Origin of the sequence: Pseudoduganella ginsengisoli (assembly GCF_009720865.1) — a bacterium.
In the GTDB taxonomy this organism is placed as follows: domain Bacteria; phylum Pseudomonadota; class Gammaproteobacteria; order Burkholderiales; family Burkholderiaceae_D; genus Rugamonas; species Rugamonas ginsengisoli.
This window is the reverse complement of the sequence record NZ_WNLA01000021.1, coordinates 23,217-38,370: the sequence shown is the minus strand read 5'-3', so window position 1 is coordinate 38,370 and position 15,154 is coordinate 23,217. Positions and strand designations below refer to the sequence as shown.

General features: G+C 61.1%; 14 protein-coding genes and 1 riboswitch. Of the genes, 3 read left to right on the top strand and 11 right to left on the bottom strand.

Annotated features, from left to right (window positions below; genetic code table 11):
* Positions 1-9 precede the first annotated feature (9 nt).
* Positions 10-1,284 (top strand): aminotransferase-like domain-containing protein, encoded by a 1,275-nt coding sequence (locus tag GM668_RS24150; RefSeq protein ID WP_155441526.1) that lies wholly within the window; start codon positions 10-12, stop codon positions 1,282-1,284.
* 43 nt (positions 1,285-1,327) lie between these two features.
* Here the strand turns inward: GM668_RS24150 and GM668_RS24145 are convergent, their stop codons facing one another.
* From GM668_RS24145 to GM668_RS24135, 3 genes are all read right to left on the bottom strand, one after another.
* A complete protein-coding gene (locus GM668_RS24145; protein WP_155441525.1) occupies positions 1,328-2,476 on the bottom strand; it encodes an alpha-hydroxy acid oxidase in 1,149 nt (382 codons plus the stop codon).
* A 63-nt stretch (positions 2,477-2,539) separates the two neighbouring features.
* Positions 2,540-4,042, bottom strand: a complete 1,503-nt coding sequence (locus GM668_RS24140) for a CYTH and CHAD domain-containing protein (RefSeq protein WP_155441524.1) — start codon at positions 4,040-4,042, stop codon at positions 2,540-2,542.
* Positions 4,043-4,297: a hypothetical protein gene (locus tag GM668_RS24135; protein ID WP_211923447.1), complete on the bottom strand. Its 255-nt coding sequence runs from the start codon at positions 4,295-4,297 to the stop codon at positions 4,043-4,045.
* Between the two features lie 228 nt (positions 4,298-4,525).
* Between GM668_RS24135 and GM668_RS24130 the strand changes: the two genes are divergently transcribed.
* Positions 4,526-6,166, top strand: a complete 1,641-nt coding sequence (locus GM668_RS24130; protein ID WP_155441523.1) for a methyl-accepting chemotaxis protein — start codon at positions 4,526-4,528, stop codon at positions 6,164-6,166.
* A 351-nt stretch (positions 6,167-6,517) separates the two neighbouring features.
* Here the strand turns inward: GM668_RS24130 and GM668_RS24125 are convergent, their stop codons facing one another.
* The 8 genes from GM668_RS24125 to GM668_RS24090 form a co-directional block, all read right to left on the bottom strand.
* A complete protein-coding gene (locus tag GM668_RS24125) occupies positions 6,518-6,988 on the bottom strand; it encodes a hypothetical protein (RefSeq protein WP_155441522.1) in 471 nt (156 codons plus the stop codon).
* Between the two features lie 331 nt (positions 6,989-7,319).
* Positions 7,320-8,135 (bottom strand): TorF family putative porin, encoded by an 816-nt coding sequence (locus tag GM668_RS24120; protein ID WP_155441521.1) that lies wholly within the window; start codon positions 8,133-8,135, stop codon positions 7,320-7,322.
* A 19-nt stretch (positions 8,136-8,154) separates the two neighbouring features.
* Positions 8,155-8,670, bottom strand: coding sequence for a substrate-binding periplasmic protein (locus GM668_RS24115; RefSeq protein WP_155441520.1), 516 nt, complete (start codon positions 8,668-8,670; stop codon positions 8,155-8,157).
* Between the two features lie 26 nt (positions 8,671-8,696).
* A complete protein-coding gene (locus GM668_RS24110; protein WP_155441519.1) occupies positions 8,697-10,415 on the bottom strand; it encodes a sensor histidine kinase in 1,719 nt (572 codons plus the stop codon).
* A gap of 3 nt (positions 10,416-10,418) precedes the next feature.
* Complete coding sequence (locus GM668_RS24105; protein WP_155441518.1) at positions 10,419-11,165, bottom strand: substrate-binding periplasmic protein; 747 nt, start codon at positions 11,163-11,165, stop codon at positions 10,419-10,421.
* Positions 11,166-11,281: 116 nt separating this feature from the next.
* Positions 11,282-12,106 carry an AraC family transcriptional regulator gene (locus GM668_RS31815; protein ID WP_211923446.1) on the bottom strand — a complete coding sequence of 275 codons (825 nt, stop codon included), beginning with the start codon at positions 12,104-12,106 and terminating at the stop codon, positions 11,282-11,284.
* Between the two features lie 38 nt (positions 12,107-12,144).
* Positions 12,145-12,681 carry a YbhB/YbcL family Raf kinase inhibitor-like protein gene (locus GM668_RS24095; RefSeq protein WP_155441517.1) on the bottom strand — a complete coding sequence of 179 codons (537 nt, stop codon included), beginning with the start codon at positions 12,679-12,681 and terminating at the stop codon, positions 12,145-12,147.
* Positions 12,682-12,793: 112 nt separating this feature from the next.
* The gene (locus GM668_RS24090) at positions 12,794-13,675 is read right to left on the bottom strand and encodes a LysR family transcriptional regulator (protein ID WP_155441516.1); all 882 of its coding nucleotides are present in this window, start codon (positions 13,673-13,675) and stop codon (positions 12,794-12,796) included.
* 117 nt (positions 13,676-13,792) lie between these two features.
* Here GM668_RS24090 and GM668_RS24085 point away from each other — a divergent pair, with 117 nt between their 5' ends.
* The gene (locus GM668_RS24085; RefSeq protein WP_155441569.1) at positions 13,793-14,854 is read left to right on the top strand and encodes an alkene reductase; all 1,062 of its coding nucleotides are present in this window, start codon (positions 13,793-13,795) and stop codon (positions 14,852-14,854) included.
* A 32-nt stretch (positions 14,855-14,886) separates the two neighbouring features.
* Positions 14,887-15,103: riboswitch (cobalamin riboswitch) on the top strand.
* The last annotated feature ends 51 nt before the right edge of the window (positions 15,104-15,154 follow it).

The window sequence follows — 15,154 nt, the reverse complement described above, 5'->3', positions numbered from 1 at the left end:
AGGTCCGGCATGAGCCAGGCGGCAGGGGCGCACACGCGCCTCGATGTAATGAATTTCCTGAACGAGATTTCCGCGCGCTTTCCTGCGGCGATTTCGTTTGCCTCCGGACGCCCGGCGCAGCAATTCATCCATTTGCAGCAGTGGATGGGCGCTGGCGCGCGTTTCGTCGATTACTTTGCGGATGAAAAACGCATGCCGGAAGAACAGGCATATCACTTGCTTGGCCAGTACGGCAACACCAACGGCATCATCAATGGCTTGATTGCGCGCCAGGTGCGGCATGACCATGGCATTGCCTGCCTTGCAGGCGAAGTGCTGGTGACGGCGGGCGGACAGGAAGCCATCGACCTGTGCGTACGCCAGTTGTGCAGCGAGCCGGGCGACGTACTGCTGGCGCGCACGCCCACGTATATCGGCGCCACCGGCGTGGCGGATTTGCACGGCATCGAGATTGCCGGCTTCCGCTGCGATGACGAAGCGGACATGGCCGATGCGCTGGCTGCCGCCGTGGCGCGCCTTGAGCAGCATGGCAAGCGCCCGCGCGCGCTGTACCTGGTGCCAGACTTCGATAACCCGTCGGCCAGCGTGCTGTCGTATGCAACGCGCATGCAGCTCATTGCCTATTGCGCCGCGCAAGGCATCGTGGTGCTGGAAGATAATCCGTACGGCATGTTCCGCTACGAAGGCGAGACCATCCCACCCATGTATGCGCTGGATTCCCATGGCTGCGTCGTGTTCCTCGGTACGTATTCGAAGACCATCTGTCCGGCGCTGCGGGTCGGCTTTGCCATCGTGCCGGAGCGTATGCTGCAAGGGCAGGTATGCGGCAAGCAGGTCATGGCGCAGCTGTCGCAGGCCAAGAGCTTTTCCACGCTCAATACCAGCCAGGTGTCGCAAGCCATCGTCGGGGGCATCTTGCTCGACCAGCAGTGCAGCCTGCGCGCATCGATCGAGCCCGCCGTGGCGTATTACCGCGGCAACCGCGATACGATGCTGGCGTGCCTGGACAGTGCGTTCAAGGAATGGCCGCAGCAGATCACGTGGAATGTGCCGCAGGGCGGCTTCTTCCTGGTGCTGAAGCTGCCGTTTGATTTCGGGGCGGAGGAAGCCGATATCTGCGCGCGGCAGTTTGGCGTGATTGTTATGCCGCTGTCGTTCTTTGCGCTGGCGCCGGGGCATGAACGCCATGTGCGGCTGGCGTTCAGCAACGTGGGGGAAGAGGCGATTGCGGAAGGCGTGAAACGATTTGCAGCCTTCGTCCGCCAGCGCCTGCAGGGTCAATAGCCGCCAACACGGCGCGTGCATGGCGGCTTAGTGCCACCGCCTTTCAAGCCAGTGGCTTCGCCAGCACGTGCCGCCCGGCCTCGTGTACGTCGTTCATCCCGCATAAGGCCATCGTCAATTCCAGCTCCTTGCGGATAATGTCGAGGCACGCCCGTACGCCATGCTCGCCCAGCGCGCCAAGCCCGTACAGGTAGGGCCGCCCGATGTGCACGCCGCGCGCGCCCAGCGCCAGCGCCCGCAGCACATCCTGCCCGCTGCGCACGCCGCCATCGAGGTGCACTTCCGTACGCGTACCCACGGCATCCACAATGGCTGGCAGCGCTGCTATGCTGGACAGCGCGCCATCGAGCTGGCGTCCCCCATGGTTGGACACGATCACGGCATCGGCGCCGCTGTCGCAGGCATGCAGCGCATCTTCTGCATCCATGATGCCTTTGACGATCAACTTGCCGGGCCACCGTTGACGCACCCACTCCACGTCGCGCCACGAATGCGTGGACTGGAATTGTTCGGTCGTCCATGCGGACAGCGAATCCATATCCGGCACGGAGCGCGCATGTCCGATGATGTTGCCAAAGCCGCGCCGCCGCGTACCCAGCATGCGTGCGCACCAGCGTGGCCGCGCCAGCAAGTGGGCCAGCGTGCGCAACGAACGGCGCGGCGGCACCGACAAGCCATTGCGCACGTCATTGTGGCGCTGGCCGAATACCGGCAAGTCCAGGGTCAGCACCAGTACCGGGCAGGCCGCTGCCAGCGCCCGTGCAATCAGCCGCTCGACGAAATCGCGGTCTTTCATCAGGTATAGCTGGAACCAGAAGGGCGCGCCGCCATGGGCCGCCACGTCTTCGATGGAACAGATGCTCATTGTCGACAGCGTGAACGGTACACCCGCATGCGCTGCGGCGCGTGCGGCCAGGATTTCACCGTCGGCGTGCTGCATGCCCGTCAGGCCGGCAGGCGCCAGCGCCACCGGCATCGTGGCGGCTTGCCCCGCCAGTGTGGTCGCTGTGCTGCGGGTGGCGTTCAGTTCCGCTGCGACGCGCTGGCGCAGGCAAATGGACTGGAAGTCGCTGCTGTTGGCGCGGTACGTGGATTCGGTCCACGAACCCGAGTCGACGTACTCGAAAAACATGCGTGGCACGCGCCGCTGCGCCAGCAGGCGCAAGTCTTCAATGTTGGTAATGATGGCCATCGTCCGCTTGATTTGATTGTTACTTGCACCGCGGGGATTGTAACGTGATCATCAGCGCGGGCGCTACTTTATCTGGCGCAGTGGCTTGCCTATCGACCGCATCTTTTGCTCCGCCGTTGCGGCCAGATAGCCCCTGGCAAATGCAATGGCTTCGGCAGGCGCGCCGTGGTCCCGCCCCAGCTGCGCCAGCAAGGTATCGGCAATGGCCGCATCGTTCAAGTTGCCCAGCATTTCCTGCAGCGTGGCCAGCCGGTTGAGCTGCTTCTTTAATGGCCGCTGCTTTAAGAACGGCTGGAAAAACTCCGCCGCATACCGGGACTGTTTGGCAGCAATGCGGACCCGGTGCAAACTGGCCGCATCCGTGCTGTCCACGCGACGTATCCGCTTGTGCAGCCGCCGCTGCGTCTTGGCCAGTAAGGGCCGCATGCCTTTATGTACCCGGCTATCGAGCTTGCCCGGCAGCACGCCATCGGCAGGCTGGCGCCACTGCCGGCCGGATATCCAGCCCGCCAAGCCCAGTATCAAGCCCGTATAGCGCCGCGAATGCAGCGCCCGCTGCACTGCCTTGTGTGCGGCGGCGGCGTGCTGCGCTGCCGCTACCCGCAGTGCGCTGCGGCTCGCGTTCCATGACGCGCCGCCCACCTTGTCCAGCGTGTCCGTGATGAACACATCCCAGTTGCGCGCCTTCCCCAGCAGCGCGGCCAGCCAGTCCACGTCCTGCTGCAAATCGGCGGGCAATTGCACTTTGCTTTTGAACAGGTGCAGCGCCGCGCGCAAGCGCCGCAGGCCGACGCGCATCTGGTGCAGGTATTCGATATCCTGCGCCAGTACACCGGCCACGTTGGCTTCCATGTGTTCCAGGCAGTTTTGCAGGATGCGCTGCAAGGCGTCATCCAGCGTGGCCTTGGCGCGCAATGCGATGGGACGGGCTTTGACAGGGGCTGGGGGCTGCCGCACGCCGGCCAGCACATAGCCGCGTTCCGCCTTGCTGGCATTTTCAATGCGCAGCGCCACGGCATTGTTTAATTCCTGTGCGAGGACTATCAATTGTCCAGGTTCGCCCCGTTTCAATTCCAGCTCCACTTCGACCATGGCCGTATGGCGCTTGCCGCAGCGGATAGTTGCTACATCGAGCACGCATTCGACTTCGCAGCCTGGCGCAGGCTGCAGATTCCACAATGTACGCGTCGTCGTATTGGTAAATACCGGCAGTAATTTGCCGGCAACGCCGGGCGCCAGCAACGCGCTGGCAGTCTGGTGTCCTTCGGCCTGGCGGGCCAATGCGGCCGGATCGGGTTTGCCATCGGCTAGCGCGGATTCCCACTCATCGCGCACGTGCATGCCGCCCACGGATGCGCCGCCACCCTTGAATGTCTGCACGTATTTTCCCCTGGCACACCGCACCCGCAAGGCATAGCCGCGCTGCCACAACTCGTGCTCCGGCGTGTCGTAATACACGTCCAGCTGCTCGATTTCATGCGGATCTCCGGCAGCGGCCAGCACTGGATGGGCTTTGAGCGCAGGGATATCTTTGGCGGCGAGGGTGAGTTTGAGTTCGGTTTCCATTCAGGCATCAGAACTGTAATTCCTGCACATAGTGACCAGCGGCGCCATCTCAGCCGCATCGGGCCGGTCCAGCAATACTTCAATGACCAGCTGGATTTGACCACGGCTGGGGACGATTTCAATCGGGCTATGCTCCATCCAGCCGATCAGCAGGGGCGCCAACTCATGCGGGGGAAGGTGGCGCACTTCCTTGCGCGTGGGAACGCGCAGGTGAACGGGTGTCCGGTGGCGTTGCGTATCTGTGCTGCGGCGCACGGCTGCCCCGATGTTTTCAACCGGAACGCCAAACCGCTCTGTATCATGAATGGACTCACGCATGCCGTTGAAATATACCGCTAGCAGGAATGTTAGTTTAACCGCAACGTCGTGAAATGACTACAGCTACCGAAGGTCAACTTGTGAGGCCGGCTTGCCTTCCGATAGTGTTGCTACATGGGAAAAGCCGGTGCGTCACTGGTTCATCCATCCTTTCCGGGAGACATAATGAATCGTTCGTTGTCGCTGAAAAAAACCATTATCTTGTTTGTCCTCCTCGTTGCCGCGCTGGCAGGTATGACGTACTGGGGGCTGCTGCAAATCACCAGCGCACAAGCCAAAGTCAGTGCAGCGCATGCGTCGCGCTACCAGTCTTACCTGCTGGCCGACGAGCTGCGCCAGAGTTCGGATGACTTGACGCGGCTGGCGCGCACCTTTGTCGTGACAGGCGATCCCGCTTACGAGCGCCAGTATTTCGACATCCTTGATATCCGCTCCGGGAAGAAACCCCGGCCGCAAAATTACGAGCGCATTTACTGGGACTTTATTGCCGCCGGTGAACCGGCGCCGCCCAGCTCCGGCAAAACCGTGCCGCTGCTGGACTTGATGAAAGAGGCGGGATTCACGCAGCAAGAAATGGGCAAGCTGCAGGAAGCGCAGGCGCAATCGGATGGCCTCGTGAAAGCGGAAACCATCGCCATGAATGCCGTCAAAGGGCTGTATGAAGATGGCCAGGGCGGCTATACGAAAAAGGGGACGCCCGACCTGGAAATGGCGCGCAAGCTGACGCACGACGCGACGTACCACCGCAACAAGGCCAAGATCATGAAGCCGGTAAATGAGTTCCTGCAAATGCTCGATGAGCGTACCGGCAAGGCCGTGCAAGATGCGGAAGCCGCCGCCGGCGCGGCATACCGGACCACGCTGAGCTTACTGGGCTTTTCCGTCGTTGCTTCGGCTCTGGCGATGTACTGGCTATACCGCAGCCTGATGCGCCAGCTGGGTGGCGAGCCGGAATATGCGGCCGGCATCGTGCGCGAAATCGCCGACGGCAACCTGGGAGCGGAATTGTCGCTGCGCCAGGGCGACAATGGCAGCCTGCTGTACGCGATGAAGCAGATGAAGGACAAGCTGGCATCCGTGGTGCACGAAGTGGCGTCTGGTGCGCAAGCGCTGGCGCAGGCGTCCGAGGAAATCAACGGCACGTCGCAGTCGCTGTCGCAGGCAACCAGCCAGCAGGCGGCCAGCGTGGAAGAAACCAGCGCATCGGTGGAACAGATGTCGGCGTCCGTATCGCAAAACACGGAAAACGCCAAGGTCACGGACGCCATTGCATCGCGCGCGGCGGCGGAAGCCGGCGAGGGCGGTCAAGCGGTGCGCTCGACCACGGAAGCCATGCAGCAAATTGCCAAGAAAATCCTGATCATCGACGACATCGCCTATCAAACCAATTTGCTGGCGCTCAATGCCGCCATTGAAGCGGCCCGCGCGGGCGATCACGGTAAAGGCTTTGCCGTGGTGGCGGCCGAAGTGCGCAAGCTGGCCGAACGCAGCCAGGTGGCGGCGCAGGAAATCGGCGAAGTGGCGGGCAACAGCGTGGAACTGGCAGAACGGGCCGGCAAGCTGCTCGATGAAATGGTGCCGAACATTAAACGCACGTCGGACCTGGTGCAGGAAATCACGGCTGCGTCGGAAGAGCAGAATGCGGGCCTGGAACAAATCAATGGCGCCATCAGCCAGTTGAGCCAGACCACGCAGCACAACGCGGCGGGCGCCGAACAGCTGGCGGCCACTGCGGAGGAAATGAGCGCGCGGGCCGAGGAATTACAGGCGGCGATTGCTTATTTTCATTTGGGGACGAAGAAGTAGCGTGGCTTAAGTGCCCTGGTGGGCGCCAGTCCTGACGATGGCGCCCAACTGCTGGCCGCGTAGCGTGGCAGTCGGCCGTCCGGCATCATGCCGTTGATGGTATTCCGCATATGGCGAAGTAGTGTGCCAGTGCGACGTCCTCCCGCTCCTCCCCAATCAGCCTCGGTCTAGAGGAGTCGATTTCGGACCGCCTGAGTCGAACTCAGTCGAAAAACGACAGTGGTAAGCCGAGAATCGTCTACAAATCCAAGGTGAAAATCTAACACGGTCCAGTTTTGCGGGGCGTGAGGCTAAAACGGGCCATACTTCGTTTCTCTGGACCAATCTTTAGACGCCTCTCGACGGGGGCATTCAAAGAGTTTCAATTTTGCTGGCCGACCGCTGCTGCCGCTGATCTTCAAAGCGTGTTCTGCAGTCCGCAGCGCGGATCCAATAATCATTGCCGGGAAAACGCAGCCATACAAAACGCCATGCATTGCGTCCGCCGGTGCGACGGTTGGCGAACAAGGACGGCGTCAACGATATGCCATCGTCGGAAATGATGTGGTCGCCTACCACTTTGGCAAATTCAACATTGCCGCGATGGCTGGTCCGCAGATTAGTTCCTTCCGGCAGGAAGATATTCTTCCATTGAAATCCGCGTATTGCCGGCCCATTCGTGCGCAGTGCGAGCCGCTCTTTATCTATCGTCAGCCAGCGCTGTAACAGCTCAGTAATGAAGGTCTCCAGCTTGACGCCAGGGCGTACGTTCATCAGGTGGAGTTCAAGGTCCAGAAGCTCCCCAAGTGGCAAGTTTATTGGCCGCATCGGTTCATATCCCATGATTCACTCCCTATCGAAAAGTGTCTAAAGATTGGACCGACGAAATGAAATATGGTTCGTTTCAGACTTTCACCCTTTGAATCTGGATCAAACTAGACATTCACCCTGTAGTTGTGGACCATTTTCGTTTTCTCCCTACGGTTTTTGGACCGCATTGGACCCTGATAGCTCAGAATAGACTGAGCTAGACCATGGCTGATTTGGGATATGTTCCTGTGCGTGCACCGCACATGCCTTCGACGCGAACAGCAATCGATGCCTCTAATTTGCTCGCAATTGAGGATGCGCCGACGCTGTTCGGATTCCCAGGCCCTGCTTGATGCAACGAAGTTCAAAAATTCCGCGCCGCCGTCACAAAAAACCTTGACCCGGCCACGTTTTCATACGTGCCATCGGCATTGAAGAAGCGCCAATACGGCGCGCCGCCCCGTTCCGCCTTGCCGCTGTTGTGCGTGGCGTTGGCTGATACAGCCCAGTTGCCCCACGTTTGCGTGACGCCGATTTTCACGTCGAAGTAATTGAAACCATCCAGGTGGCGCACCACTTGCCGTCCCGCGTGCAAATTCAATACGGTGCCGGGGCGCAGTTCGGGATTCCAGTTCGCTTCAATATAGCCGGTGCCGCGCGTCGAATGGTACTTGCCGGTCACGGGATCGACGGCAAAGCCGAACCACGCGCTGCTCGAACTCACCCAGCCATAGACGTTGAATGCGCCCACGTTGACGCCCAGTTTCCATTCCTGCGTGTGGTACTTGATGTCGCGGCCCGCAGCGGCATAGTGCGCGCCGGGGAACCAGTACGTCACCAGGCCCGCATCGATGGTGGTATCGGCCGCCACGGTGGCGCGGTAGCCGCCATACACGTCGATTTCCGTGCCGGAGCCATTGTTGTACGCGGCATGCGACACGCCCGAACCAAACAGCCCCGCGTACGCGCCATCCGAATGCGTGAAGTCCAGGTTCATTTGCGCCATCGGCTTGCCCTGTGTCGGGGATACGCCGCGGAACACGTAGTCGGAAACCAGCGTGACATTGCCGCTGCTGCTCCACCCGGGTTCGGGGGTATCGGCCGCAACGGCGGAATGCATGGGGAATACGGAGGTAAGGAGGGAACACAGTACGGCATATCGTTGCAGTTGCAGCTGCATGGGATTCTCCGGGTAAGGTTTATTTCCAGGTATTTTCGATATTGACGAGGCGGAAGCCTTGCACGTCGTGCTTGGACACGACGCGGTTGATTTTTGAGTTGGTGTCGAATGCTTCGCCGTATTCATAATCCTGGGTCACGGCCACGGTTTTGCCTTCCAGGTTTTTCACCGTCAGCCCTTTGTCGGCCGCATCCTTGTTCGCATAAACATTGATGCGGGCAATGAACAGGGGTTTCGCATGCCACAGGTATTGCGGTTCCAGCACGCTGTTGCGGGCCGCGTCAAAGCAGCCGAAGATGCGGCCAGCCTTGGCTTCCTCCATGCAGCGCGCATACGGCATCGATTGCAGCTGCACGGCCACGCCGGCTTTCTGGAAAGCTTGCCGGACGATGTCGACAGCCATGCCTTTGGGCTTGGTGTCGACCGTGCCGGCATACGGGTACCAGTCGTCTTCCGCGCCGATGACGATCGTGTCGGCAGCATGAGCGGCGGTTGCGGAGAGCAGGGAAAACATCAGACTGAGTATTCGCTTCATGGCCACCTCCTGTTTAAAACACGGTATCACCCGCCATGCTCGCGCGCGGCCGGCGCCACGCACGGCACGGTAATGACAAAGCGCGTACCTTCACCCACGGTGCTGTCCACGTGGATCTGGCCGCCCAATAAACCTGTCACGATGTTGTGCGTGATGTTCAGCCCCAGTCCCGTGCTGCCGGCGCCCAGCTTGGTGGTAAAGAACGGGTCATAAATGCGGTTGAGGATATCGGGGGCAATGCCGGCGCCATCGTCGGTGACCACCAGTTCGATCCAGCCGTCGCGCGCACTGCGGCCTTCGATGGCAATTGCCCCCGTGCTGCGCTCGTGCAAGCCGTGTATCACGGCGTTGTTGATCAGGTTGATCAGCACCTGGCCCAGCGGACCGGGATAGCTGTCCATGGCCAGCCCTTGCTCGACGTGCTGCGTGACTTTGTAAGGCGTCTTGCGCAAGGTCGGCATCAGCGCATCGATGTTTTCACGCACCACCTTGGCCAGGTCAAATGCGCGGCGCTGCGAACTGGTCTGATCGACGGCGATTTGCTTGAAGCTGGTCACCAGGTCCGCTGCGCGGATGATATTGCGGGTCAGCAGCTCGCTGACGGAAGACGCTTCGTGGATGAAGCGGTCCACTTCCGAGCGTTTGATGCCGGACGAGAAACTGGCGGCGAACCGGTGCACGTTGTCATTGAGCGTGGAAGCCGCCATCAGGCTGTTGCCGATCGGCGTGTTCAGTTCATGCGCGACGCCGGCCACCATCGAGCCGAGCGCCGTCAGCTTTTCATTGCGCGCCAATTCTTCCTGTGCGCGCTGCACGGTCTCCAGCGCCTGCGCCAGCTGGGCATTGGTGGTGGCCAGTTGCTGGCGGTCGTGCTCCAGTTCCATTGTGCGTTCGGCCACGCGCTGTTCCAGCGATTCATTGAGCAGGCGGATCTTGGCCTGCTCGTCTTGCAGGCGGGCCACCAGTTCCGCTTTTTCAGCAATGCCGTCGCGGATATTGGCCGTCATTTCATTGAGCTTGGCCGCCAGCAGGTGCAGTTCATTGCGGCCCCGGTCTTGCAGCACGATGGGATCGCCCAGGTTATCGACATTGATGCGGCCCACGAATTCACTGAGCTGGCGCAGCGGGCGGCCCAGCCAGCGCCGCACCACCAGCACGAAGATGAACCACAGCGCCAGCGTCTTGATGACGGAGTTAATCAGGATCAGCAGGAAGCCATATTCCACTTGCCGCACAATGACGCGCTGGTTCGAATACACGGTCCAATTGCCGATGTGTTTCGTATCGCCCCGTTCATCGACGAATACCACGGGAAAATCCCGGCTGAACATCTCTTCAAAGAAGCCGTCGCCTTCCGTGACGGTTGCCAGATGGCCCTGCGCGTCGGCCCGTTTGCGCGCGCCGTTTGCATCCACCACGGTGCCGACCGCGCGCACCAGCGCACCCGTTTCATCGGTGATCTTCACGCCCACCACGGCCGGCATTTCCGCCATGCCGGACAAGATGCCGCGCAAGATGTCGTCGTTGTAGCGCCACATGGCGTCGGCAATGCCGGGACCGAAGGTTTGCTGCATGGCTTGCAGCTCCTTTTCCACGCGGCTGCGCGTATGCGAATATTCGGCGCCCAGCTGCACGGCCGTCACCACGACGGTCACGACAAAATAACAGCTGAAGATAATGCGCAGCAGGCGCGCCGCGATCGAGTCGATCAGGGGCGGGGAATCGTCCTGCGCATGCACGGCCATGTGTCAAAACCACTTTGCTTCAATTGCGCGGTAGCGGGGACTGTTGCGCAAGATGGCATAGCCTTCATTGAATTTTTTCAGCAGGCGGACGCTGTCGGGTGCGGTCTTGCTGAACGCGATGAATAGTCCCGGTGTGGCCACGGTTCCCACCAGCTTGAACTTGCCGCCAAATTCTGTGGGGAAGCGGATAAACAGCGCATTGGCAATGCGTTCTTCGGCCGCCATGAATTCAATGCGCCGCGCCAGCAGCATTTTAAAACCCTGGTCATTCTTGTCGACGATCTTGCGGATGATCTTCGTGTTCAAATCGAATTCATCGCCATATTCGTAGCCCCGTTCGACGCCCACCGTGCGGCCTTCCAGCTTGCGCGCAACCATGCCGCTGTCTTTGGAGTCGGCCAGCGCATAAACGTTCATATGGGTCGTGAATAAAGGCAGGTCCGGCCACAGGTAATCCTTGGCGATCATGGCATTGGGGACGGCGTCAAAGCACGCCACCAGCGTACCCGCCTTGGTGGCGGCCATGCAGCGGGAATACGGCAGCACGTCGAATTTCACCGTGATGCCGACCAGTGCATACGCTTCGCGCACCACGTCCACTGCGAAGCCCTTGGCCTGGCGGTCAACGACGGAAGAATAAGGCGCCCAGTCGTCTTCTGCGCCGACCGTGACCACTTCTTTGGCGGCTTCGCCTGCCAGTGCATGGCAAAAGCTGAGCAGGCACAGCAAACTGCATAGCACGGATTTCATCAGGGGAACCCATAGGTGGTGTACTGTGCCAGTATCCGCCAAGCCGTGCTGTCCGGCAATTAACAATCCGCCCTGGACACCGTTCAATGTCGTGGAATGGCTACAGGCGCCACCGGTCACAAGCGGGTTTTGCGCAACCCGGTGGGCGTGACGCCAAACAGTAGCTTGAATTTTTCTGTAAATCGTGACTGCGAGTAGTAGCCGCAGCGGTCTGCAATGCGGCCGATGGGGTCCCGCGTGGTTTGTATCAGATGCAGCGCGTGGCCCAGGCGGGTGCGGTTGACGATGGCCAGCAAGTCGGTGCCCTCCGCCTTCAAGTTGCGCAGCAGCGTGGATTCGCTGACAGCCAGCGCCGCCGTCACACGCTTCACGCTCCAGTCGCCAGCGATATCGGCGCTGATCATGTCGTGCAACTGGTGGCTGAAGCTGGGCGGCGCGGCCATGGCGGCGACGCCATGATGGCCGGCCTGGTACAGCAGTTGCAGCAATTCCTTTTTACGGAAATGCCATGCGCCCGGCGGCGCATAGACGGACCATTCGGCGAATTGCTGCAAGGTCTTTGCCAGCACGGCATCGACAGGCCCCAGCAAGTGCGGCCTGGCCGGGACGGCGCTGCGCTGGAACTGGTGGAAATCGGCATGGTCGAAGTCTATCAGCATGGCGCAATACTCTTCGTTGACGGGAATATTGCGCATGTCGATGGTGGGACTGTTGGGCAGGAAGACAAAGCTGCCGGCCGGGCAAACCAGTTCGGCGTCCCGGCCCAGGTGCTTGACGCCGGCCAGCACGCAGATCAGCAGCGGCTTCAGGATGGGCGCATTCAAGATGCGCTGTTCCGTGTGCGACGTGTACAGCGAAAATGGCAGCGGTGCGCCGCCTGCCAGCGCGGCTTTGGCCGCGGCGCTGAGTGCCGTGATAAGTTCTTTTGTGCCGCCTTCCACCGCTATCCTGAACGATCATTGATAAGAGTGCTATTTTATCAATCCCGCTGGTACAGCGCTTCGATAGTGCTCGACGCCAGCGCACTGGCGCGCACCATGTAGCCCGCCAGCGCGCCGGAAGCGTCCTTCGGCAAGTCCAGCTTTTTCGACAGCGCATACACGGTGAACTGGTAGCGGTGCATGCCGTGTCCTTTGGGCGGGCAGGCGCCGCCAAATGCCGCCACGCCGTAGTCATTTTTGATGCCGACACTGCCGGCCGGGTTGGCGGCGCCGGACGGCAGGCTCGTAACGTTCTTTGGGATGTTGACGACTTGCCAGTGCCACCAGCCGCTGCCCGTCGGCGCGTCCGGGTCATAGGCAAAGACGGCGTATGCTTCGGTGCCGGCCGGGGCGCCTTTCCACGACAGTTGCGGCGAGCGGTTGCCGCCGGCGCAGCCGAATCCCTTGAATTCCTGGGCCGCATTCATGATTTTCCCCTGCGCGATATCGGTGCTGGACAGCGTGAAGGCGTCGGCCAGCGCGGCGCCCGAAAACAGGATGGAAAGCGGCAAAACTGCATGGATAAAGTGGCGCATGTGGTGAGTCCCTTGAGTTGAAAGCCACGAGCTTAAAGGCTGGGGCGGCATGCGTTTAGTGCAAAAACCGTCAACTTTTATCCAAGCGCAGGGGGGGCGGACGTCCGGACGCTTAACCCAGCAGTTCGATGAGGAATTCAATAAAGCGCTGTGTTTTCGCGGGCAGCAAACGGGTTTCCGTGACCGCATACACGGGCACTTCCGGCCCCCGCCAGCCGGGCAGCACGCGCTGCAAGGTTCCCGCCGCCACGTCGGCCGCCACGATTTCCGGCGCCACCAGCGCAATGCCCATGCCCTGGATGGCCAGTTGCCGCATCATGCCGATGCTGTTGACGTGGAAGCGCCCATTGATTGCAGCATCCACGATATCAGACGCATCGGACGCCTTGTGCAGGCGCCAGGCGGGCGGCTGGCGCAGCATCGGCAGGCATTCATGCTGTGCCAGGTCGTGCGGGCGCCGCGGCTCGCCTGCGCGTTCCAGGTAGGCAGGCGACGCGTACAGGTAGCGCGGCAAATCCGCCAGCTTGCGGGCAATCAGCGCGGAATCCGGCAAGTCGCCCATGCGGATGGCCAGATCGAACGGTTCCGCCACCAGATCGACTTTGCGTGGCGTTAAATCCAGTTCAAAGCGGATGCCGGGATAGCGCTGCGCGAATTCACCGAGAGACGGCGCCAGGAAGATCGCCGCGAAATCCACCGGCAGCGACACGCGCAGCACGCCGCTGGGCTGTTCCAGCAATTCGCCCAGCTGCTGGTGCGCCAGCCGCGCTTCTTCCACGATGCGGCGGCAGCGCTCGTAATACAGCTGGCCCGCTTCCGTCAGCTCGATACGGCGCGTGGTCCGGTGCAGCAGGCGCAGGCCGATTGCCTGTTCCAGGCCATTGATGCGGCGCGATACGGTGGCAATCGGCATGCCGATGGCTTCCCCTGCGCGGCGGAAGCTCTTTGCCTTGACCACTTCGACAAACAGGGCCATGTCATTTAAGTATTCCATGATAGCTTCATAGAGTGATCCATTAATGGATCAATGTTCTCCAAAATACCATATTTATCTCATCAATCAACTGGGCGAAGATGGCGTCATGCACACAACCCGGATAAGGAATCCATGATGAGCAAACTGTTTGAGAGCGTCACCGTCGGCCGCCACACGCTGCAAAACCGCCTGGCCATGGCGCCGATGACCCGTTCCCGCGCCCAGGCCGACGGCACGCCGGGCGACATGACGGCCGAGTATTACAGCCAGCGCGCCAGCGTGGGCCTGATCGTGACGGAAGGCACGCAGCCGTCCGAAGATGGCCAGGGGTACTTGTTCACGCCGGGCATTTATACGGATGCCCACGTGGCGGGCTGGAAGAAAGTCACGGACGCCGTGCATGCAAAAGGCGCCCGCATCTTTTTCCAGCTGATGCACGCCGGCCGCATGTCGCACCCGGACAATACGCCGCACCACCGGCAGGGCGTGGCGCCATCGGCCATTGCACCGGGCGCCGGCATGTTCACGCTGAAGGGCATGCAAGACATTCCCGTGCCGCGTGCGCTGGCGACGGATGAAGTGCGGCAGACGATTGCGGACTTCCGCTTTGCCGCCAAGCGCGCCATCGAGGCAGGCGCGGACGGCGTGGAACTGCACGGCGCCAATGCCTACCTGATCCAGCAATTTTTCGCACCCAGCGCCAATACGCGCACGGATGCCTACGGCGGTTCCATTGAAAACCGCGCCCGCTTTGCCATCGAACTGGCGCAAGCGGTGGCGGAAGAAGTCGGCGCGGACCGCATGGCCATCCGCCTGTCGCCGGGCGCAACACTGTGGGGCATCGATGAAGGGGAAGAGGGGCCGGACCTGTACCGCTACCTGATTGCGGAACTCGACAAGCTGGGGCTGGCCTATGTGCACATCATGCACCAGGGCGACGACGCGCTGCTGGCTGACATCCGCAAGCTGTGGCGCGGTGCGCTGGTGCTGAACCGGCCGGGCCGTCCACGCGAGCAGGTGGGCAGTGACGTGGCGTCCGGACTGGCGGAAGTGGAATCGTATGGCCAGATGGCGCTGGCCAATCCGGACTTCGTCGAGCGCCTGAAGGCCAACGCGCCGATGAACGAAGCGGACCGCGGCTCGTACTTTGGCGGCGGCGCGCAAGGCTACATCGATTACCCGGCGCTGGCAGCCTGACACTGGTACGCTAGCATTAATAAAGGTACAATGCCGCCGATAACGTGTATGGTGCCCTCCCGCTAGTCAGCCGGAGGGTGAAACGGGAAGCCGGTGACGCGCGGAGTTTTCATTCCACGCCAGTCCGGCGCAGCCCCCGCTGCTGTATGCCTGACGACTCCGATCGTACGCCACTGTGGTTATCACGGGAAGGCAGGATCAGGGAAGGATGACGGCAAGCCAGAAGACCGGCCATCACGATGGATTGTGCAAAACCCGGGGTGTGGTTTTGCCGGTGGGCGGTCTGTCAATAAACATGGC